General features: G+C 55.9%; 16 protein-coding genes and 1 tRNA gene. 8 read left to right on the top strand and 9 right to left on the bottom strand.

The window, feature by feature from the left end; genetic code table 11:
- Positions 1 to 123: 123 nt before the first annotated feature.
- Positions 124 to 558: an ester cyclase gene (locus tag FOY56_RS01075; RefSeq protein ID WP_146343937.1), complete on the bottom strand. Its 435-nt coding sequence runs from the start codon at positions 556 to 558 to the stop codon at positions 124 to 126.
- 267 nt (positions 559 to 825) lie between these two features.
- Here FOY56_RS01075 and FOY56_RS01070 point away from each other — a divergent pair, with 267 nt between their 5' ends.
- From FOY56_RS01070 to FOY56_RS01060, 3 genes are all read left to right on the top strand, one after another.
- Positions 826 to 1,434: a histidine phosphatase family protein gene (locus tag FOY56_RS01070; protein ID WP_146343935.1), complete on the top strand. Its 609-nt coding sequence runs from the start codon at positions 826 to 828 to the stop codon at positions 1,432 to 1,434.
- A gap of 65 nt (positions 1,435 to 1,499) precedes the next feature.
- A tRNA-Val gene (locus FOY56_RS01065) sits at positions 1,500 to 1,575 on the top strand.
- A 267-nt stretch (positions 1,576 to 1,842) separates the two neighbouring features.
- On the top strand, positions 1,843 to 4,203 hold the full coding sequence (locus tag FOY56_RS01060; RefSeq protein WP_246139381.1) for a class I SAM-dependent methyltransferase: 2,361 nt from the start codon (positions 1,843 to 1,845) through the stop codon (positions 4,201 to 4,203).
- Between the two features lie 21 nt (positions 4,204 to 4,224).
- Here FOY56_RS01060 and FOY56_RS01055 read toward each other — a convergent pair whose 3' ends face one another.
- On the bottom strand, positions 4,225 to 5,235 hold the full coding sequence (locus tag FOY56_RS01055; protein ID WP_146343933.1) for a hypothetical protein: 1,011 nt from the start codon (positions 5,233 to 5,235) through the stop codon (positions 4,225 to 4,227).
- Between the two features lie 397 nt (positions 5,236 to 5,632).
- Between FOY56_RS01055 and FOY56_RS01050 the strand changes: the two genes are divergently transcribed.
- The 4 genes from FOY56_RS01050 (at position 5,633) to FOY56_RS01030 (ending at position 11,054) form a co-directional block, all read left to right on the top strand.
- Positions 5,633 to 5,884: a hypothetical protein gene (locus FOY56_RS01050; protein ID WP_146343932.1), complete on the top strand. Its 252-nt coding sequence runs from the start codon at positions 5,633 to 5,635 to the stop codon at positions 5,882 to 5,884.
- The gene (locus tag FOY56_RS01045) at positions 5,881 to 6,741 is read left to right on the top strand and encodes a glycosyltransferase family 2 protein (protein WP_146343931.1); all 861 of its coding nucleotides are present in this window, start codon (positions 5,881 to 5,883) and stop codon (positions 6,739 to 6,741) included. Before FOY56_RS01050 ends, FOY56_RS01045 begins: the two co-directional genes overlap by 4 nt.
- A 1,054-nt stretch (positions 6,742 to 7,795) precedes the next feature.
- Positions 7,796 to 8,311 carry a hypothetical protein gene (locus tag FOY56_RS01035; RefSeq protein WP_146343930.1) on the top strand — a complete coding sequence of 172 codons (516 nt, stop codon included), beginning with the start codon at positions 7,796 to 7,798 and terminating at the stop codon, positions 8,309 to 8,311.
- Positions 8,312 to 8,411: 100 nt separating this feature from the next.
- A complete protein-coding gene (locus FOY56_RS01030; RefSeq protein WP_186766213.1) occupies positions 8,412 to 11,054 on the top strand; it encodes a glycosyltransferase in 2,643 nt (880 codons plus the stop codon).
- 69 nt (positions 11,055 to 11,123) lie between these two features.
- Here the strand turns inward: FOY56_RS01030 and FOY56_RS01025 are convergent, their stop codons facing one another.
- Both FOY56_RS01025 and FOY56_RS01020 read right to left on the bottom strand, forming a co-directional pair.
- The gene (locus FOY56_RS01025) at positions 11,124 to 13,211 is read right to left on the bottom strand and encodes a molybdopterin-dependent oxidoreductase (protein WP_146343927.1); all 2,088 of its coding nucleotides are present in this window, start codon (positions 13,209 to 13,211) and stop codon (positions 11,124 to 11,126) included.
- Positions 13,212 to 13,239: 28 nt separating this feature from the next.
- Positions 13,240 to 14,277, bottom strand: coding sequence for an alcohol dehydrogenase catalytic domain-containing protein (locus FOY56_RS01020; protein ID WP_146343926.1), 1,038 nt, complete (start codon positions 14,275 to 14,277; stop codon positions 13,240 to 13,242).
- Positions 14,278 to 14,624: 347 nt separating this feature from the next.
- Between FOY56_RS01020 and FOY56_RS01015 the strand changes: the two genes are divergently transcribed.
- Positions 14,625 to 15,734 carry a serine hydrolase domain-containing protein gene (locus tag FOY56_RS01015; protein ID WP_146343925.1) on the top strand — a complete coding sequence of 370 codons (1,110 nt, stop codon included), beginning with the start codon at positions 14,625 to 14,627 and terminating at the stop codon, positions 15,732 to 15,734.
- A gap of 48 nt (positions 15,735 to 15,782) precedes the next feature.
- Here the strand turns inward: FOY56_RS01015 and FOY56_RS01010 are convergent, their stop codons facing one another.
- From FOY56_RS01010 to FOY56_RS00990, 5 genes are all read right to left on the bottom strand, one after another.
- On the bottom strand, positions 15,783 to 16,433 hold the full coding sequence (locus FOY56_RS01010; RefSeq protein ID WP_146343924.1) for a nucleoside/nucleotide kinase family protein: 651 nt from the start codon (positions 16,431 to 16,433) through the stop codon (positions 15,783 to 15,785).
- Positions 16,434 to 16,543: 110 nt separating this feature from the next.
- Positions 16,544 to 17,836, bottom strand: a complete 1,293-nt coding sequence (locus tag FOY56_RS01005) for an NAD(P)/FAD-dependent oxidoreductase (RefSeq protein ID WP_146343923.1) — start codon at positions 17,834 to 17,836, stop codon at positions 16,544 to 16,546.
- A complete protein-coding gene (locus FOY56_RS01000; RefSeq protein ID WP_146343922.1) occupies positions 17,836 to 19,461 on the bottom strand; it encodes a GMC family oxidoreductase in 1,626 nt (541 codons plus the stop codon). The genes FOY56_RS01005 and FOY56_RS01000 overlap by 1 nt, the downstream gene beginning before the upstream one ends.
- Positions 19,462 to 19,471: 10 nt before the next feature.
- Positions 19,472 to 20,332, bottom strand: coding sequence for an ABC transporter permease (locus FOY56_RS00995; protein WP_146343921.1), 861 nt, complete (start codon positions 20,330 to 20,332; stop codon positions 19,472 to 19,474).
- Positions 20,333 to 20,344: 12 nt separating this feature from the next.
- Positions 20,345 to 21,211, bottom strand: coding sequence for an ABC transporter permease (locus FOY56_RS00990; RefSeq protein WP_146343919.1), 867 nt, complete (start codon positions 21,209 to 21,211; stop codon positions 20,345 to 20,347).
- Between the last annotated feature and the right edge of the window lie 5 nt (positions 21,212 to 21,216).

Below are 21,216 nucleotides of genomic sequence, written 5' to 3'. Positions count from 1 at the left end.
TCGACAAGTATCGACAAAGAACGCGAACTTGGGCCTGAGCCTGACGGGGCGTTCGCTTTTGAACCCCATACCAGCTTTTACCTCATGCCAAAGAGCGGGGTCAAGCGGTGAGACCTCCCCGGGTCAGGCCCATTCGAGCTGCTGACCCGTCATGCAGATCGGAATTGTATCTTCGGGCAGTTGGCCCAGTTGTTCAAACAGGGAAACGAAATCGAACTGATTATACGCTTCGACGATCTGGTCGCCTTCGAACCGGGCCATGACCTGCCCCGTCACTTCGATCGGGGCCCCATTGTCGGCGCGGGTGGTATGCACATGCAGAAAGGCGGCCAGCCAATCATCATGTTCCACGGTTTTGGGGAGCCGGACATCAATTTCGCCCACGTGGGCGCGAAATGCGACCACAAGATCCTGAAAGTCATCGCGGCCCATCTGCATCTCGGGCACGATCCCGGTGGCGACCAGGTCGGGGACAAAGAATTTGTCGATTGCGTCCAGGTTGCCGTGTACCCAGACCTCATCATACCAGCGCTGCAGCAAATCCGTTTTGGTTGTCATAAGGCGTCTCCATCCTTTGCGCTAAGGATGGGCTGATTCTCTGAACAAACTCTGAATCCGTATTATCAGCGCCAAATCAGCCGTCCAATGCAACGGGTAGGCGACACAGTCAACGGGCGCCAACTCCTAACGCAGATAGCCACGATGAGAGTGGACAAAGCAGGCTTAACGCACATATTCGGTCAAGGTCGGAAGGGTATCGTGCAGGTCGTATGGCTTGCTTTTCCAAGAATCCCCCCTGACGGATTTTCAATAAGGCAACGCAAGATGATAGACCTGCCAGAACTGCTGATCCTCAGACATGGCGAAACTGAATGGAACCGTCTGGGCCGGATGCAAGGCGCGTTGGACAGCCCTTTGACCGAAACCGGGCGGTCGCAGGCACGGGCGCAGAATGCACTGATTGCCGGGCAGGGCGCGTCTTCGCACGGTTGGTTTACGTCACCGCAGGGCCGCGCGGTTGAAACGGCTCGAATTGCGGCGCAGGGGCATGACACGCAAATCGTCACCGACGCGCGTCTGCGTGAGATCGAGATGGGGAACTGGACCGGGCGGATGCGCAGCGAAATCCACGAAGCCGCCCCACATCTGTTCGAAGATCCGTCTGCTATGTCCTGGTACGGGCAGGCGCCGGGCGGCGAAAGCCTGAAGGATCTGGCGTCGCGGGTTCGCAGTTTTTTGACGGATCTGTCCGGACCGGCCGTGATCGTGACCCATGGGATCACCAGCCGCATGATGCGATGTGTGGCACTGGATCTGCCATTGTCTGCTTTTGCGGCGCTGGAGGGCGGGCAGGGGATTCTGTATCGCCTGTCGAGTGGAGAATATGAACGCATTGGCCCGGATGGCACCGTTCCGCAACGCCGGAATGTCTGAGGTGTAGAAAATCTGCCAACACCCTCTTGCACGTCCGCGCAACCTTGTTTAGATCGACGCAGATCGGGTGATTAGCTCAGTTGGTAGAGCGCTTCGTTTACACCGAAGATGTCGGGAGTTCGAGCCTCTCATCACCCACCACTCTCTCCTTTGCGTTTAACGGAACCCGATACGGGTCGGCGTTCCTATCTGCATATTCGCCACAACCACATCGTTGCGTCCTGACATCTGGCGATCACAATGTCCCAACGACAGAAATTGCCGACCTTTTTAGATCCTTGTCTTGGCTACAATCCTGCCTTGGGTTAGGTCTGTTCAAGCAGTTGTGGCTTTGCCCTGAGCAGCTATCGTGTACCGGGCAGGCAAACATTGATTGCATCGTCGCATTTGAAATAGGAAGCGCATCCCGTGAGCAGTCCAATCATTGAAGCCACATGCTCGATCTGTGGACATACTGGAACGTTTGAGCGCGGAGACGAGCGTTCGTTGCGGGAAAGTTATGCGTGTCCGAGTTGCCGGTTCACGTTGCGCTGGCGGGATCAGGCCAGCATTATCATCGATGAATTTGGACGGGGACAAGCCACATCGCTAAGGGAACTGGCGAATGGCGGCTATCTGAATCAGGTGTCGATTTTCGAACCAGCCCTGCGCGGGCCGTTCGTGCGGCATCTGAAAGGTTTGCCGCAATATACGCAATCTTATTTCTGGCCGGATATGGATCTGGGCGAAATGACTCCGGAAGGCGTGCAAAACGAAGATCTGACGGCGCTGACCTTTGAGGACGACAGCTTTGATCTGATCATCAGCAGCGATGTCATGGAGCATCTGTTTGATATTCGCACAGCGTTTGAGGAAACCCTTCGGGTGCTGAAGCCCGGTGGCATTCACCTGTTCTCAATCCCGAACGACTTTCCCTTTCCAGATCGATCCACGGCCCGGGTAGCGATGGAAAACGGTGAAGAAGTGCACATCAAACCGGCGCGGTATCACAATTCGGGCGATGGATCGAAATGTCTTGTCTACACGGACTATGGTGCCAATGTTACTGACATGATTGAAGGGTTGGGCGGCAAGCTGTCCATCATTCGGCGCAGCAGTGCCGTTCCGCCATGTCACACCAATGCAACTTTCGTGATGCGCAAGATCACCGGATCGCCCGTCAAACGCCGTATTGCGTCTGAACCGGCAGCTGTTCGTCAGGCGTATACGCCGCCAGCTTTGCCCGACCTTAAATGCCCGATCTGTGGCAGCGATCAATTCGAAGATTTCAACGGCCGTGTGAATGCCCGCTGCAGTTCGTGTCGGGCCGTCGAACGTAACCGCATGATGTGGATGTTGTTGGAAAAGCTGGGTGGCTTCAAGGAAGGCGCTCGCGTGCTGCATCTGGCCCCGGAAATGGGGCTGGTGCGGCGGTTCAAGGAATTGTCCGGCGACAAATATCATGCAACGGATTTTGACCCGGAGCGGTACGCAAGCAAGATCGTGACGGTGCGCAAACTGGATCTGTGCACGGATCTGGCGGATATTGCGGACGAAAGCTATGATCTGATCCTGCACTCGCACGTTTTGGAACACGTGCCATGTGATGTATCGGCCGTTTTGCGCGAAATGGATCGAATCCTGGCGCCGGGTGGTCTGCATTTCCTGTCGGTCCCGTTCCGCGGTACGACAACCGCCGAAGATCTGTCGCCCGATCTGACCGAAGCCGAGCGCAAGACGCGTTTCGGGCAAGAAGACCACATGCGTATTTTCGGAACCGAAAGCCTGACCGAAATGCTGCGCGATGTTTGGGGCGATCACAAACATCTGGTCGAAATGGCCGAGATTTTCAGCCGTGACGAGTTGCGCAGCGCCGTGATCCCGACCGATGCGTGGCGTGGGATCTCGTCCCACAGCATTTTCCATTATCGCAAGGGCGGCACGCCGCCTGCGGTCGAAGTGGCTGCAAAACTGAAACGTGAAACGTCTGTTCAACGCACGTCGACGGCGCAAGCTACGGCGCCTGCGGCCGTCGCAAAGCAGGGCGAAAACCAGACCCGTACGACGCTTGTCGAGAGTGAAGAGGAAAGCACCAAACCGTCGCTGATCAGCGGTCTGGACAACCTGCGCCGCGATAACCCTTGGCCCAATTTCCCTTACGGTGATCATGCTCCTTTTCACCTGGCGTTGGATTGTAATGGCGATGGTGGGCGCGAGATCATCTTTAAGGCCATTCATGACAATGACATCACTCTGATGGTTGAAGTCGGCTGTTTTCTGGGCGGCTCAGCTTTGCATTGGTTGCAATGCAAGCCGGACCTGACCCTGATTGGTGTTGACCCATGGGAAAACAGCTGGGCCAACTACGTCGAACAGATGGCCAATGATGCCAATATGATGCGCCACGTCGTGCACCTTCCCGATGACGAGGTTACGCGGATTGCGGACCTGATCCGGAAGTATGGCAATTTCAGCGTCGCAATGAACAATCTGCGGCTGTACAAAGAGCGCTTTATCCCGGTGCGGCGCTATTCGCCCGAGGCCCTGAAATACCTGAGTGATCGGAACGTGCCGCTTGAAATGATCTATATCGATGCGTTCAAGCACCGAGACGATCTGGACACGGCGCTCAGCTTGTTCCCGGACGCGGTATTGTGTGGTGACGATTGGCTGTGGCCGGATGAAACCGGTGAAATGGTCATGCAGCGCAACATCAAAGAGTTCGCGCTGGAACACGGGTTCGAAATTGAAGACAGCCGACAGTCCTGGGTGTTGCACCCGCAAAAATAACACTTCTGCGCCTCGCGGAGGTTACTCCGTGGGGCGCATGATGATCGGTGCACCAATGTAATTCAGAGTCGGTTTGGTTTTTTCCCGCCGCAACAGTTTGACATCGGGCGCATCTGAAACGGGGCCAATTTCAAGCGTTCTGAATTCACGGCCTCTGTAAAAATCAAATCCGAATGCGCCAATTCGGGTGAAATAGCTAACGGGGTCGATTGAAGTCAGCCGAAGCGGATCGGAGCCGTCTACGCTCAGGTCCGCATGACCGCCACCTGGATGAAACAGAAACGGTAGCGCCATGACGCGATGGCTCTGGCCCAGATCGATGGTCGCCCGGCTGTTTTCTGAGAACACTGCATAGGGTAGTTTCAGGCTGGAACATTCGAGTTGGGCCTTGGGCATGTGGTCCATCAGGCCGGAGAAGTCCATGCATTCGCGTCGCCATTGGGGAAGCGGCACGCGATCAAGGTCTGGCTTAGGATCCTGTTCCAACATCTGGGTCAGGAAGGTTTGCCCCCGCTCGGCAAACAGGGCCGACCCTTCTTCGCCGGTATGAGCGACATCTCGGAGAAGCCCGTTCATATATTCGACGCCCTTTTCTGCAACCATCGCGCCCGCCAGATCCAGAAGAGGAATGTTGTATTCGGCGCATAGTTTTCGGGTCAGCCCTTCGAAATCCAGCAGTTCGGCGCCCTGCCGGTTACGGTAGTGCAGCATGAAGGACGGGCGGGCGCCCATCTCGGCAACAGCGTGAATGCAATCCAAAAGCAACTCTGTTCCCGACGCCTCAGTGACAATGCGAGAATGCGAGTAAGCCGAGCTTGTGATCTCAAGAAGCACATCGGTGAACGGGCCAAGCAACTCATTGGCCACGCGTAAATAGGGCGGGACCACATGCGGCAACAAGGCTCCCAACCCGACGCGTACCATTTCGACATCGGGGTGCGAGGTCTGCATCCGTTCGATCAGAGGGACCGAGAAACCAGCGGTCGTGGCAACGTTGGAGAAACCAAACACAAGAATGCGTTGCTTGCTCATTGGGGCAGATCCTTCTGAATTCGTCGGGCTGTATAGACGTGTGTCGCCCGTAGGTGCCTTTTTATCAAGCGGATAAAATGGTGGCTGGGATGCCGGAACCTGCAATCAAACCCGTCACAGCGGTTCAAAGACCAAAGGTAACTCAATGGGGGTGTGAAGCGTCCAGTTGCCAGTCCATGTCGGGTCTCAGGGATCCCGGATGTGCCCGAACAGACCCCCGCAGTTCTTTCCGGAAAACAGGCAGGAAAAGCAGCGTGGCTTAACATCGGCCATCCGTGACAGCCAGCAGCATCCTAAGTCGCCCTGCCAGGGCTATCCATTCAGGAACCTTCGCAACAGATTGAAACTTGGGTCGCAAAGTATACAAGTGTCTGACGACGTCGCAGGAGTACAAAGAATGGAAAATCGCGCCAAGGATTGGATGGTTCAGTACATTGCTTCCGTGCCGGATAACAAACCGTCAACGATTGACGCAGAGGCGACTTTTGATGTCCTGGGGCTGGACAGTGACGAAGCGGTCGTCATGGCGGGCTTAAGGGATGAAGAGTGCCTGAAGGCCATCGACCCGATCAAATCGTATAAAGACCCCAGTATGGCTTGTTTTGCCGCGCAATTTGCAGAAAAGCACGGCGTGGAAACCACAGCGTGACACGACCAGACCTTAGCATTGCGCTGGTTTGCTGGCAAATGTCGCGAGAAGTGCCGCGCACGCTTTGGTCTTTGTCGCGTGCATTTCAGCAAGGGATCGGCGACCTTGATTATGAGATTATTGTCGTCGACAACGGGTCGGATCAGGTGCCACAGGCCCCACGGATGGATCCCGTTCCGCGCATTTTGACCGTTTCAGAGCCATCTGTGTCTCCGGTCGCTGCCATGAACCAGGCATTGTCGATGGCCCGAGGGCGGGTGACAGGGGCTTGGATCGACGGGGCACGCATGGCGTCTGGCGGGTTGCTGCGCGCGGTGCACAACGCCTCGCGTTTGCATGAGCATCCTGTCATTGCAGTGCCAAACTGGCAGCTTGGCCCGAACCGTCAGGCCGTCAGCGTGCATGACGGGTATTGCGCTCAAGTCGAAGACGATCTTCTGACAAAGGCAGGCTGGCCGTCGCCTGCCACAGATTTCTTTTCGATTGCATCGCCAGAAATGAAAGATGTTGCCGGGCCGATGCTTGAGTCAAATGCGCTGTTTTTGCGAACCGGCGACTGGCGTGCCCTTGGCGGGTTCGATCCTGCTTTCACCGAGACCGGCGGTGGGGCAGCAAACCCTGACATGTTTTTCCGTGCGCTGGAGTTACCCGGAACGCAACAGATCCGCATTGCGGGCGAAGCCACCTTTCACCAAATCCACGGCGGCACGACCACGGATGGGCAAGACAAGGCTGTGTATGCGCTAAAAGAACTCGCGCGATCGTATCAGCGGCTTCGCGGACACCCCCTTCGCATGGTCCGCGACCGGGGGTGGATTTATGACGCCACAACCGGGATGATCGATACCGGTCTCTGAGCTTTTGGCTCACGACGCATAGCCAATAGATGACGATTGCAGCCAGGGCGATTGCGGATAGGAAAACCTTGGGGCAGGCGGTGCGCGCATCGCCGAGAGAGGGGTGTCCAGCGGTGATAAGAAGGCTGAGCGGTCGGCCCTGACCGTCACAGACGGTATGCAGCTTCGTGTGCATACTGCCCTTCGTCCCCCCGCTCGGGATCATGCTTCGCATAACCCTGCCGTGTAGTGAAACAGTCTGCCACGCCCCCCTTTTTGACGCCTAAACTGGACGCCGTGCGAGCCGTTTCTTGTGAAACGGCGGGAGCGGCGTCTGAATCGGTTCAGCATAAGCATCGGCCAGAAAGCATCCGATAAAGATCGAATTAATCTCGGGGCCTGGCGGAAGCGATAATGCAACCGGTTTATGAGCAAGGTTCCGGTCGTTTAATCCGTGAGCATTTTCAACGGCGCTTACCTGAAAATCACGATAGCTGAGTGGGTTATGATCTCTCCCATAGGTTGATATTTTAAGAGTCTGGAGCTTGTTTAACTTGATCAGAAAAACAGTATAAAAAAACGATGGGGCTTTGTATAAATAATCGGAGTTGCAAATATCGTTTGCGTTTGGGCATCCGAACTTATTCCGAGTTAGATATACCTCGTCACGAGCCGATCTTTTCTGCAGGTATCAGTGATCTTAGGTGAAAACCATGTTCTGCGTGCCCAAACTCACAGTTTACGTGAAACGGCGCAAGTAAATGGAATACATTGTTTTTTCCAAATGTATTGTCAGGATGCGCCTAAGTATTCGGATACGTTGGCGTTTGAGGGTGGGGTTGGTCAGGAACGGATGGAAATGGCCAAAAAAGACCACGAAGTTGCAACACCCCTTGCAAGAAATTCCTGTCGCACTGAACCTCTGGCAGAGCTAAGTGTGTAACTCGCAGGGCCTGTCCCTGAACACTGTACGGCTTCATGAAATAAGTTGAAGGCACAACTAATGGGTGATACTTCTTAAGGTCTACTCAGTAGTCACAACCCGACTAGCCCATATATGAAGTGAATTTTTTGGATGCCTCAGGAGGCCGCCCCACAGAGCGATATTGTCGCTGGCAACAGCGTTGGTGTGCTTGAATCTGCCGTGCACCAGCGGGAGACACAAGGATTGGTGCATCGCCGTGAGGCTGCAATTGCCGTAGGCGATACGTTTGAGGCAAAGTATTCGCCTCGGTACCTGCTGTTTCGAAAGGCGAACAGGACGCTCAGCCGCAGTACTTGTGATCTCGGCGATCTGATTGCAAATTCGACCACGTCGCGCATCCAAATCTTTGGCGGTCAGGATCAAGTTGACTCAGCACAAGCCGGACGAATCGCCGAACTTGAGAATGTGAGGTCGGTCTGCGTACAGGACGCGACGGGCCGCTTCGTGTTTGGCAGTAGCCTTGATGACGGATCTTTTCAGCGGGTGATGTCGGAAGTGCTGGGCGACAGAAAACTGGCTGGCATTGTTATCGCTCAGAATGGCTGTGATTTGCCTGCACCGTCTTCGGTGCGGCGATCGAACTGTAAAGAGAAAACGAGCTTGTGACGTCAATCGGAACACAACAACAACGTGTGATTGGCAAAATTCATCTGCTTTGCACGTTCATCAATACTAAGAAGCACGAGCATTTGGGGAGATGCGGGATATGAACCACATTGACACGCCCTTTGCCGACCCAAGTTACGTCATGGGCAATATCGACACTGTCTCTTCAAAAGAAATTTCCGGCTGGGTCGCATGTGTTGAGGCAGATATCCTTCCGGTTCTGTTCGTCAATGGACGCCCCGCTGAGCTTATTGAGTGGCAGCGGGCGCGCACGGACGTCAATCATGCACTTGGCTTGCCAGGGAACATGGGCTTTGCCTTTTCGGCTCAGGGCGTAACACAAGGCGACGTGATTGAGCTTTTCATATTTGACGGAAAGAAAATCAGCTTTGTTCTGAGGAAGATCGCGCCACAGGGCTGCGGGTATGATGATTTGCTCTTGCAGATACTTGAGGCGAAGGAAATTTCGCAACAGCCCGACTGTGTTGCAGTTACGTGTTGGGATGGGGCGCATAACCCGCTGGGGCGCGCTCACGTTCTTTACCAAGTCATCAAGACGCAGCGCCCGGCTGTTCTGGTCAGCTTTCTGTTCGATGAATTCGGTGGCAAGATCTGGCCTCCATTGGAAGGTGCCGATCTCAAACGATTGATGATTCCATGGGGTCGACGCCACGAAGCTTATGACATGATGGCGCGTTTGGACTTGTCCTTTCCGACAGTCTGGATGTGTAAGCCACGCCAGCCGACCTTTGAACTGACCGCCAACCTGATCAATTCCGACACCCGGCTTGTGCTGGATCATGATGACAACGAAGTGTTTTTTGCCAATTCGTCTGGGGGCGACAAGGTATATGGCAAGAGCTCGGTTTCATTGGCGCGGTATCTGCAATCCAAAATCACGGCACACACAGCGGCAAGTGTGTCGCTGGCAGATGAATTGGATGCCGGGTTGGCCCGACACGCCCGGGTCGCCGCGCGCACCCCAGCCCCAAAGGAGACCAAATCCGATACCATAAAGATCGGGTTCATCGGGACAGTCCGGCCGCACAAAGGCATGGTTGAAGCCGCGCGTGCGATCAAGATCACGGGATGGCATCTGAAACGCGAGATCGAGTTTCACGTCTATGGCATGTTCCAGCCGGTTTCTCTTGCTGATGAACTGGCTGATCTTGGCGTGATCGTGAAGCAGAACATCGCAGGGCATGATTTACAGAAATACCTGGAAGAATTTGACGTCATTCTCACCGGGTTTCCGTCGGGGCTGGAAGAAGACAGTGACATTACCCGATATCAGATCTCGTCAAAGATCGGGGACGCGCTGGCTATCGGGCGTCCGGCGCTAATACCGATGAGCGCGAGTGTCGCTGACCTTTGGAATTACCCCGGTGCGATCCTTTTCACCGCTGACAAGTTTTCGGAGGCCCTGTTGACGGCCATCGAGACCAAGGATTCGGTGTCTCTGCCCAGAGACTTTACGCTGGAAGGTGTTTATGACGTTTTCGAGAAAGCCGAAAAGGTGGCGTCGCCCCCTCCGTTTGAGATGCGGGCGTTAAAAGCAAAATCCCCGGCAAAGCCGAAGGAAGCCAAACCGACACTGTTGTTGATCTGGAAACAGAGCGACTCTGGTTTGTATGGCCGCCGAATTGATCAGGTGGCGCGGTCGTACAAAAGCCGGTATCCGGGTCACCGTGTCGTGATTTTGGAATTGCATAACGCCCATGATCAAGCTGCGATGGCAAAAAACGCGCAAGGGTTTTCGCATGAAGCCAAGATCATTTTACCGCTGATCGAGCAGAAGCTGGCACGAACCTATATCGACAGGTTCGGCGTCGAACACCACGGTCTGGGCTTTGCCAACAGCCATGTGATCAAGGGCGAATTCTCATCTTATCTGGTGTCCGAAGCGTTCTTGCCCGAAAACACCAAGATTGTACTTTTCCCCATCGTTCCCAGTCTGGAAAAGATCTATGGAATCCTGTCCGCCTATCGCTGTGTTGTCGATGTGGTCGACAACCAGTTTTCCTGGGCCAGCGGCAAGTCACGGTTAAAGATGGGCGGGCAGTATCACGCGTTGCTCAAGATGGCCAAAGGGATCGTCCTGAATTCGCCCGAGACTCTGGCGTTTCTGAAAGCTGGAAGCTTCCTGTCGCCCGCCCATTGTGAAGAACCTTTTTCGACAATCATCCCGAACTGGTACAGCAACGACCAAATCGATTTTAACGGATCATCCAAAGCACCGGGATGTCATCTGGTCTATTCAGGCAACATGAATGATCGGATAGACTGGAAAGTGTTGGCCGAGGTTGCAGATCTGGATCCTGACGTGACCTTGCATCTGGCGGGAACTGCAACGCGGGTCGGGTCGAAATTGTCTGATCTGACCGAGCGTGAGAACGTTGTGTATTGGGGCCCTCTGCTTGAGCATCAGGTGACGGAACTTCTGTTGAATGCGCGCGCCGGATTGATGCCGCATGTTCGGGACGACGTGTCGTCATTCATGAACCCGATCAAGATTCAGATGTACCGGGCGCACGGCCTTCCGGTTATCGCGTCAGACGTGCCAGGGATCGACCCGGATGAGGTCGTTTTGTGCAAAACGCCGACGGCATTTCTGGACTCCGTATCTCAGGTGATCGCGTCTTCGAAGGACGATACAGACAGCGAAGCCCTAAGAGACGCGGCCTTCAAAACTGCTCGTGAAAGAGCAGACCAATACATTGACGTGTTGAACGCACTGTATTGACAGACAAAGGCGGGACCGCTGCGGGATGGTGTTTTCAACGGGCCCGTTTTCTGTCTGCTGCTCTGAGCTTCAGGAAGCCAGCTCGATTTGAACGGGGACCCCGTTGAAAGCGGCGTTGCCTGAAACCGGGTCAATCCGTTTGTCATCTGTCAGATCGTTGATCGAAACGGTCCTGCCAGCGGCAGCCACTTGCATGGTCTTGCCACTTTGACCCCACCCTTGCGGGATTGAAACCACCCCCTGTGCCATCGCTGATGTGATTTCAGCTGGCAGGGTGACGACCCCAACATGTGATGATATCTGCACGTCGTCTCCGTCAGAAATACCCAGCTTCTTGGCATCTTCAAAGTTGATCTCGACCGTGCACCGGTTGCGTCCTTTGACCAGCCGTTGGCTGTTCTGGGTCCAGCTGTTGTGGCTGCGCACCTGTCGCCGCCCGATCATCGCAAACGGATACTGGGCGTCGCGGGAGTCGGCATGGGTCATCAGACGGGGCAGATCGTCCAGAAAGACCTGCGGAGCCAGTTGAATTTGCCCATCATGCGTTTCCAGCCGCTCTGTCAGATTAGGCACCAACGGCCCCAAATCAAACGCCGTACCTGCATCCAGCATCGCCTCGACGGTGACATCCGGGTGATAGCCTGCGGGCAGCATGGCGTTCAGAACCTGTTCTGGAGAAGGCCCGATCTGGTTCGCCCCCGTAAGGCGGGCAGTCAGGCGCGCAATCAGTTCCCATTCCTGCATCACACCTTCGGGCGGGTCGAACACCGGGCGGGCATAGGTCGCGGTGTTGCGCACGGCAAAGCTGTGGAACACCATGTCATAGACCGCCTCTTCCAGGGCCACCGTTCCCGGCAGGATCATGTCGGCGTGGCGGGTGGTATCGTTGATGTGGATGTCGACGCTGATCATGAAATCCAGATCGTCAAGCGCGGCTTCGATCCGACGCCCGTTCGGGGCGGTCAGAACCGGGTTTCCAGCCACGGTCAAAAGCGCCTTGATCTGGCCGTCCCCGGGGGTTTCCATTTCTTCGGCCATCACACTGACCGGGAATTCGCCGTTGTAAAGCGGCTGCCCGGACACCCGCGATCGTCGTTCAGGGTACGTGCGCGCACGGCCTTTGCGCGATGTCATGCCAACATAGTCGAACGCAGGGGTGGTAAACATTGCCCCGCCTTCGGAATCGAAATTGCCGGTGATAAGGTTCAGGGCATAGCTGGCCCATTGACACAATCCACCAAAGCTTTGTGTCGAAGCGCCCATGCGAGCATAGCAAACCGCTGACGGTGAACTGGCGAAATCATGTGCCAGCCTGCGAATATCGTTGGCGTCGATCCCGGTGGTCGCGGCTGCCATGTCCAGTGTAAAGGGCTGGACAGCGTCGCGGAGCGTATCGACACCCTCTACATGCCCTTCGAGCGGTCCCAACCGGTCAAGCCCGGCGGCGAAAACTTCGCGGATCATAGCCAGAAGCAATACGGCGTCTGCTTCGGGCTGAATGAAGTAATGCGCGCTTGCCTTTTCAGCGGTCTCGGTGCGGCGCGGATCAATTACCACGACCTTGCCACCTCGTGCTTTTATCTCGTCCATGCGCCGACCAAATCCGGGGGCTGTCATCATCGACCCGTTTGAGACAAGTGGGTTGCCGCCCAGGATGAGCATGAAATCTGTACGATCCACGTCCGGAATCGGCATAAGCATCGGATGCCCCAACATGTGGATCGACGCGACGTGATGCGGAATCTGATCTGCTGTGGCCGAAGAATAGCGGTTCGAACTGCCCAGGGCTTTCATCAGGGCAGGCAGGTTCAGCAGGTTGCCAAACTTGTGCGCGTTCGGATTCCCCAGATAAACGCCGACCGCGTCACGCCCATGTGCCTCTTGCACTGCCCGCAGGCGGGACGCGGCAATATCAAAGGCTTCGTCCCAGCTGATTTCGGTAAAAACGCCATCGACTTTCAACAGGGGTTTGGTGACGCGGTCAGGGTCGCTGCGGAAGTCTTGCAGAGCGACGGCCTTAGGACAGATATGGCCGCGCGACAGTGGGTCATCGGGGTTCGGCTTGATCGAAATCACCTGCGTTTCGTCATGCGTTATAATCAGGCCACACATGGCCTCGCAGATATTGCACGTTCGAAAATGAGTTTGATGTGTCATGCGTTTCCCCCCTTTGTCCCTGTCTTGATCATGGCGTGATGATGACTTTGCCATCTGGTTTCTTCAATGCGTCGGCCAGGCCAGACACGACCTGATCCAGCGTCAGACGCGCGGCGACATCGGTTTTCCAACGGCCATCGGCAAACCGGGCCTGCACCTCACCTATGACGGCGGCCTGATCTTCACGCGGAGTGGTCATCATCCAACGGGTTAGCCAGAAGCCTTCGATCTGCTTGCCCATAAAGATCAACTGTCCCATCTGCGTCAGCTTCGGCAGCTCGGGCACCAACTTGCCATAGCTTATCCAACGTGCACGGTTCGGCATTGCCACAAAAAGTTGTTCGCTTAGCTGATCCGATACCGCATCCAGAAAGGCTATCGGTTTCAATGCCTTGGAAGCAGCTGCGAACTGCGCGACGACATCGTCGTCGGTGGTCACCAGAACCTCATCTGCGCCCAAGGCTTTCAGAGGCTCAACAGCATCAGCGCGGCGCACAAGAGCGATGGATTTAAGGCCCTTGTCATGCGCAAGCGAGATCATCAGTTTGCCCAGCTGGCTGGTCGCTGCCGAAATGACCACAGCCTCCCCGGCCTTGTCAGCGATGTCGATCATCGCCATCGCCGTCAGCGGGTTGACGATCTGCGCGGATCCGTCTTCGTCGCTGACGTCGGGACGCAGCGGGATACACATGCTGGCATCTGTCTGGGCATAGTCGGCCCACGCACCCGAGCTCCCAACCCCTCCGGCAACGAAAGACACCCGATTGCCCTGCAGCCATTCGGCACCGGGGCCGGTCGCCACCACATCACCGCAGCCTTCAAACCCGGCGGGCGTGTCCTTGATCCGCGGTTGTCCGTATTCGCCCTTGATAAAGTGCAAATCCGACGGGTTCACAGACGCGGCCCGAAGGCGGATCAAAACCTGACCTTTGCCGGGCGTCGGAACCGGGATCTCTGCAGTTTTCAGATAGTCCGCTGCGTCGGTGATTTCCGGCCCGTCGAACCGGCCAGAATACCCGTCTCCGGTCTGAAGGATTGCCGTCATTGTCTCTGGAAGGTCGCTCATGGTTCACCTCTGCCGGTTTGTGCAAATCCGTTCGCATTGCTTTGTAAGCCGGTGCAAACGGTGGTCACGCATTTCCAGGGGCCGTGCCTCGGCAATGCATTTAGACAGGGTAGGGGGTCTTGCCCCAAACGCAACGATCATCAAAGTCTCTGTCGTAACGTCAAAGGTTTCCGTGGTGAGGTCAGTTTTGATGTGCTGCGAAGTCACGGGTCTGGTCCGGACAAGTCTGGACGCGCCCGGCACCGCCATGCAGATTGTTTGCGAAGACATGGCGAAACGACGTTAGTCTGAAGACTGTGCAGCGCTTCATGCAACCTCCGTCGATGGGGCAACAAAAGGACCGCGATATGACAAACGAGATTGGCAAGGCCGGCTGGCCCGTGTCCTCGCCTGAAGACGCTGGGTTTGATCAACTCAGCTTGGAGCGAGCGGTTCAATTCGCAATAGCGAACGAGTCAAAAATGGATCGCGACATTGGCGCGGCGTTAAGGGAAGGGCATTTCGAAGAACCCTGGCCGATTGGCCAGACGATTGGCCCTGTCAAAAGCCGTGAGGGACCCAATGGTGTTATTCTGCGCGGCGGGCGTATTGTGACAACGTGGGGCGATGTCGACCGGGTCGATATGACGTTCAGCATATCCAAAAGCTATCTGGCGTTATGCGCCGGGATCGCTGTCGACGACGGTCTGATCCCCGACATCAATGACCCAGTCCGCCTTCTGGTGGATGATGGCGGGTTTGAGTCCGAGCAGAACCGAGACATCACCTGGGCCCAGCTTTTGCAATTGACCAGTGAATGGGAAGGGACGTTGTGGGACAAACCGGACTGGATTGATCACAACCGCAATGTCATCGGCGATGGAAACGGCGCCGAAAAAGGCGTCCAGCGGACCATGCGTCCGCCGGGCTCCCATTGGGAATACAACGATGTGCGGGTGAACCGGTTGGCGCTGGCGCTTTTGCGGGTGTTCAAGCAACCGCTGCCCGAGGTTTTGAAACACCGCATCATGGACCCCATCGGCGCATCAGACACTTGGGAATGGCATGGCTATGATAACTCGTGGATCGATGTTGACGGCAAGCGGATGCAATCGGTGTCGGGTGGTGCGCATTGGGGCGGCGGTTTGTGGATCAACACGCTGGATCACGCGCGCGTTGGGCAGTTGATGATGAACAATGGCACCTGGAACGGAAACCGCATCCTGTCCGAAGACTGGGTTAAAGCCTGCCGGAACCCTTGTGGCATGAACAATCAGTATGGGTATCTGTGGTGGCTGAACACTGACGCCGCAATGTTTCCCGGTGCATCCGCGACCAGTTTCTTTGGGCTGGGCGTCGGAACCAATCTGATCTGGGTCGATCCCGCACTTGATCTTGTGGCGGTTGTTCGATGGATAGAAAAAGACGCCGTGTCCGAGTTTATGGGGCTGGTGATGAAGGCGTTGTATTCAGACTGATCGGGGTTCGTGGCGTCGATTGTCGGTTTGTGAAAAAGCGTCGGGACTTCAGCGATCAGAGAGTGTTCTTTCGGATCGAAGGATAATGTCAGCCGGCAATCGGCGCTGAGATATGGACCGGGCATTAGGCAGGTCGTTTTCAGCGGCACGCAATTCGGCCTGATCCCGTGACAGCCCATGTGTCAGCCAACGGGCGATCAGTCGTTCTCGCAAGGTATCTTCGGGAACGTCCAGATAAACCGACAGATCCCAGTGGCCCATCAAGTCACGCCACACCGGCGCATCATAGAGAAGATAGTTTCCCTCGACGATGACCGTATCACATTTGGCATCGACAACGCCGGCAGCGGCCAATGCGATGTCGCGGGCACGGTCGAACGTGGGATAAAAAACCTCGGCCTTTGATTGAAGCCGCGATACAAGGTGAACCAGCCCCAATGCATCAAATGTCTCCGGCGCGCCTTTGCGGTTCAGGAGTCCCCGGTCGCTTAAGATCTGGTTGTCCAGATGAAAACCGTCCATCGGTACGATCTGGGTTGCGCATCCTTTTGCGCACAACATCCCGGCCAGCGTTTTGGCAAGGGTCGATTTGCCGCTGGCTGGTGCCCCGGCCAAGGCCACGACACGTCGATGTCCCGTGCGGGGCGATGCCAGAACGGCCTGCGCAACGTCGTCGAGAGAATGCAGTGTGTTGGTCATGCTACCTCGGCTGATGCGTCTTTCGCATTGATCACACATGCGTTGCTATCGAACAAGGTATACTCCTTTGGGCTGGTCAGATGGTCCGCCCAGCACGCTCCAAAAACGCGCTAAACTCCCAACCGGTCTCTGATGCGGTACGCAAGAACAGATGGGGCCAGGAACCAAGGATTTCCGAAATAAAGGGGCCGGGTCGGAAACGGGATCTTGTTGAACGCCGTCAGACCCGCCGGATTGTCCGCTGCCTGTTGGCCTATGCGCATTCCCAGATAGCTCGCCATCCCTACGCCAGACCCGCAATATCCCATCGCATAATACAGACCGTCGTCGTTACCGGCATGCATGAGCGTATCGAACGTATATCCGACAAACCCCGACCAGCTGTGACTGATCTTGGTCTGAGCGAGTTCGGGAAACAGCCGCGCCAGCTCAGCATGCAGTTTGGGGCCGGTTCGCGACGGGTCAGTTTCCTGCAATGAGACCCGCCCGCCAAACAGGATGCGTTTGCGATCAGGCGAAGGTCGATAATAATACACCAGCTTGCGGGTGTCAGACAAAATGCGGTCTGTTGGCATCAGACGGTCCATCACGCTTTTTGGCAGTTCTTCGGTCGCTATGATGTAGGATCCAATCGGGATGATGCGGCGTTGCTGCCAAGGGCTGAGCGGGCCGGTATAGCCGTTGGTCGCAAGGATTACGCGCTTGGCGCGCACCTCGCCCATTTGGGTTTTCAGGCGAAACCCGCTGATATCACGGTCCAGATCCAGAACGCGACAATGGGTTACGATTTGCGCGCCGTTGTTGCGCGCGATTCCAAGCAAGCCTCTGTGGTATTTTGCAGGGTGCAGGCTGGCGTGATGCGGAAAGACGACACCGCCATGGTACGCTTCTGTTCCCAGTTCCGTGGGCTGATCTGACCGAGGAACGATAAACGCGTCATCCGAGAAGACATCGCGATTGACGCCAAGGCCATTGGCCAGCTGCTGATACTGCTTTGGTGTATGCGCACCGTGAAAACGCCCGACAACCTGAAAATCGCAGTCAACTTTTTCGTCGTCTATGAACTGCTTGATGAACGTCAACGAGGCCTGACCTTCGCCCAGTATTTCGGCCGCCAACTGGGGGCCGTACTTTTTGGTCAACTGAGGCAGGGACGCTTTGATCGAGGTGGACACCTGACCGCCGTTGCGTGTGCTGGCACCGTACCCGGCGGCTTCAGCTTCGATGACAAGCGTGGAACGCCCTGCTTTTGCAGTCTGAATGGCGGCGTGCAGGCCAGTATAGCCTGATCCGACAATCGCGACATCTACCTGCTTTGGCAGCGTGGTATCGGCTTTTGGCTCGGGCGGGGCATGGTCCCACCAGTATGGGGTTTCCTTGAAGTCCGTTGTGAACATATCCATCAGGTCCCCGTCGCGTAGCTGGACAAGATCATGTCAGCCCCTTTTTCGCCAACCATGATTGCCGGCGCATTTGTGTTTCCGGACGTCAGCGTTGGAAAGACCGAAGCATCGACAACCCGCAAACCGCCAACCCCATGAACACGCAGCTCGGCATCTACGACGGCTGATCTGGCATCTGGTCCCATGTGGCATGTGCCGATGGGGTGAAACACTGTGCCGACACGTTGCCTGATATCCTCCAGAAAAGCTTCATCCGATTGCACGTCGATACCGGGCGAAATTTCGCTTTCGATTACATCTGCGAATGCGGGCGCAGCCGCCAGTTTGCGAAGCAGTTTTGAGCCTTCTATCATCTCCTGTTTATCCAGATCGGTCGACAGGTAGTTGGGATGAATCTCTGGTGGCACCGACGGGTCTGCCGACTTTATTGCCAGGTGCCCGCGGCTTGTCGGGTGCATCGGCTGCATCCCAAGCAGGAAACCTGAAAACGGATCGGGATTCATCAGGGGGCGTTTGCCGGGCGGCGCCTTGGTGTAACTGACCGGAGAAAAGAAAAGCTGCATGTTGGGGCGGGACAGTCCGGGGCGGGATCGCACAAACCCGCCCCCCTGATTGACGCCCAAAGATAATGGCCCGCCGCGCGTCAGCACATAGCGCAGCCCTTGCCACAGTTTCCCGCGCCAGGAATGCAATTGGTCGTTCAACGTGGGCACTCGGGATCGATACAGAAAATCAAGGCCCAGATGATCTTGCAGGTTTTGTCCGACACCGGGACTGTCGCAAACGACGTCGATCCCTTTGGATTTCAATAGGGCTGCCGGGCCGATACCGGAAAGCTGCAACAGGTGCGGTGAATTGATCGCACCGGACGACACGATCACTTCGCAGGACGCAAAGGCCTGTTTGTCCTGGCCGCGCTGGCGATATGCGACGCCCACGGCGCGCCCATCTTCAAACAGGATGCGTGTCGCCAGCGCGTTCTTTTCGACACGCAGGTTTTTGCGCCGAGACGCTGGCCCAATATAGGCCCGCGCGGTCGACATGCGCAGGCCGTCTTTGGCCGTGTTCTGATAGGTGCCAATCCCTTCCTGCGACCCTGCGTTGAAGTCAGGGTTATGGGGGATCTGAACCTGCTCGCCAGCGGTGATGAAGGTCTGGCACAGCGGATGCAGAAACTTGTCCAGCGTGGCGACGTGAACCGGGCCGCTTCCGCCGCGAAAATCATCAGCGCCCCGATCATTGCATTCGGATTTCTTGAAGTAGGGAAGCACTTCAGACCATCCCCACCCCGGATTTCCCATGTCACGCCATTGGTCGAAATCCTGCGGTTGCCCCCGCACATACACCATGGCGTTGATCGAACTGGATCCCCCCATGACTTTGCCGCGCGGCCAGTATGAAACACGGTTGTTCAGTTCGGGATTGGGCTCGGTTTCGTACATCCAGTTGACGCTGGGTTTGTAGAACGTCTTGCCATAGCCGATGGGCATCCAGATCCAGAAATTCAGATCGCTTCCGCCAGCTTCCAGCAAAAGCACTTTGAACTTTCCCGACGCACTTAACCGGTTTGCCAGCACGCATCCCGCGGATCCTGCGCCAACTATGATGAAATCATACTGGGTCATGTCGCCCCGGTCAGTCTGCCGGAGCGTTGCGCTGAACAATAACGCTAATCAGGGCAAGCAAGCCGGACCCGACGATCAGGAAGAACGACACGGCATTCAGCACCGGGGTCGAGCCGACCTTGGCCATCCGGTCATACATCGTGATCGTCAAAGGTGACTCGGACCCGACAAGAAACAGCGTCGTATTGAAATTCTCGAACGAGACCAGAAACGCTACGATGCCCGCTGCAATCATCGCTGGCCTGAGAAACGGCAACGTCACAGTCCGTAGAACCTGCGCTCGGCTGGCCCCAAGGTTCAGCGCGGCTTCCTCCATCGTATAGTCGAACTTTTTCAGCCGCGCGGTGATCACCAGTGATGTGATCGTTGTGACAAATGAGAACTGCCCCAAAACGACCAACAAGATGCCGGGTCGCAGGAACTCAAGCTCATAATCGAACCGGTCTTCAACCCCATTGGCAATGTTGCTGGCCATCACCAGAATGGAAATACCAAGGATCACGCCGGGGATGACCAGAGGCAGGATCATAATGATATAAAAGAAGTTCTTGGCCGGGAAATTCCCGCGCACGAACAGGAAAGCGTTCGTGGTGCCGACAAAGACCGACAGTCCCGAGACCATCACCCCGATGATTGCCGAGTAATAGAGGCCGCGCAACAGACGACGATCATGGAACATCCCCAGTTTCGGTTCGGTGTCATTGAAGAACCAGTCAAGCGTGAAGCCCTGCCATGGAAGGGATGGAAACAGGCTGTCGTTGAACGCAAAGGTGGCAGCCGCGACAAGCGGGGCAGCCAGAAAGATGAAAAAGGCAACGATGTACAAGCGGTATCCAAGAAGGAAGGCTTTGTTCGATGCTGATTTTGCCATGACGCCCCCTTTCTAGCTTTTGGCCACTGTGTTGGCCAAGGTCTGACCGGTCAGCCGCAACCCCAACCAGACAACCAGGGATGTGAACGCGAGAAGCAGGAAACCAAACGCCGCCCCGGATTCCCAGTTAAAGCGGGTGATGAACTGGTCATAGATCTGTTCTGTGAACCAGCTTGAGTTCTTCCCGCCCAGCAGGATCGGCGTCAGGTAACTGCCAGCTGTCAGCATGAAGACAACGATGCAGCCCGAAACGATACCTGGCATAGCGTAAGGGATGATGATGCGACGCAGAACGGTGAATCCGCTGCCCCCCAGATTATACCCTGCCTCGACCATCGCATCGTCCATGCCATCCAGTGTCGACACCAGCGGGACAATCATGAACAGGATGACCGTATAGACCAGACCAACAACCACGGTGATGTCGTTATATAGAAATTCGATCGGCTGATCGATGGCGCCTGTCCATTGCAGAAAGGTCGACGCCACGCCGGTTTCCCGCAACAAAAGGATCCAGCCAAAGGCGCGGATCAGGTCACTGACCCACAATGGGATAAGGCACAGCAGGAACAATGCGCCCTTGGACCGCTGCCCGGCAATCTTGGCGATGTAATAGGCAATCGGAAACCCGATCAGCAGCGCAAGGAACGTCACCAGAATGGACATTGATCCGGTGCGCAACAGCGTGTTCCAATAGATCGGCTCCTGAATGAAATCGATATAGTTACCAAAGCCGAACTCATAGACACGCGGCGCGACTTTCTCTCTCAGGGACAAAGCGATCATACCGATGTGAGGCAGGACGATCAGCAAAAAGATCCATAGCGCGAAAGGCGCAAACAGCAGGATCAAGGACAGCCGCCGGATGTCAGATTGCATCGTCA

Source organism: Falsiphaeobacter marinintestinus (assembly GCF_007923355.1).
In the GTDB taxonomy this organism is placed as follows: domain Bacteria; phylum Pseudomonadota; class Alphaproteobacteria; order Rhodobacterales; family Rhodobacteraceae; genus Phaeobacter_A; species Phaeobacter_A marinintestinus.
This window is presented reverse-complemented; position numbering and strand designations above follow the sequence as displayed.

Excerpts from the sequence above, each read along its gene's own strand:
- FOY56_RS01050 (WP_146343932.1), top strand. The coding sequence starts at position 5,633 with ATGGAAAATCGCGCCAAGGATTGGATGGTTCAGTACATTGCTTCCGTG.
- FOY56_RS01035 (WP_146343930.1), top strand. The coding sequence starts at position 7,796 with ATGCCTCAGGAGGCCGCCCCACAGAGCGATATTGTCGCTGGCAACAGC.
- FOY56_RS01010 (WP_146343924.1), bottom strand. The coding sequence starts at position 16,433 with ATGACCAACACACTGCATTCTCTCGACGACGTTGCGCAGGCCGTTCTG.
- FOY56_RS01055 (WP_146343933.1), bottom strand. The coding sequence starts at position 5,235 with ATGAGCAAGCAACGCATTCTTGTGTTTGGTTTCTCCAACGTTGCCACG.
- FOY56_RS01025 (WP_146343927.1), bottom strand. The coding sequence starts at position 13,211 with ATGACACATCAAACTCATTTTCGAACGTGCAATATCTGCGAGGCCATG.
- FOY56_RS01005 (WP_146343923.1), bottom strand. The coding sequence starts at position 17,836 with ATGGATATGTTCACAACGGACTTCAAGGAAACCCCATACTGGTGGGAC.
- FOY56_RS01030 (WP_186766213.1), top strand. The coding sequence starts at position 8,412 with ATGAACCACATTGACACGCCCTTTGCCGACCCAAGTTACGTCATGGGC.
- FOY56_RS01020 (WP_146343926.1), bottom strand. The coding sequence starts at position 14,277 with ATGAGCGACCTTCCAGAGACAATGACGGCAATCCTTCAGACCGGAGAC.
- FOY56_RS00995 (WP_146343921.1), bottom strand. The coding sequence starts at position 20,332 with ATGGCAAAATCAGCATCGAACAAAGCCTTCCTTCTTGGATACCGCTTG.
- FOY56_RS01000 (WP_146343922.1), bottom strand. The coding sequence starts at position 19,461 with ATGACCCAGTATGATTTCATCATAGTTGGCGCAGGATCCGCGGGATGC.
- FOY56_RS00990 (WP_146343919.1), bottom strand. The coding sequence starts at position 21,211 with ATGCAATCTGACATCCGGCGGCTGTCCTTGATCCTGCTGTTTGCGCCT.
- FOY56_RS01070 (WP_146343935.1), top strand. The coding sequence starts at position 826 with ATGATAGACCTGCCAGAACTGCTGATCCTCAGACATGGCGAAACTGAA.
- FOY56_RS01015 (WP_146343925.1), top strand. The coding sequence starts at position 14,625 with ATGACAAACGAGATTGGCAAGGCCGGCTGGCCCGTGTCCTCGCCTGAA.
- FOY56_RS01075 (WP_146343937.1), bottom strand. The coding sequence starts at position 558 with ATGACAACCAAAACGGATTTGCTGCAGCGCTGGTATGATGAGGTCTGG.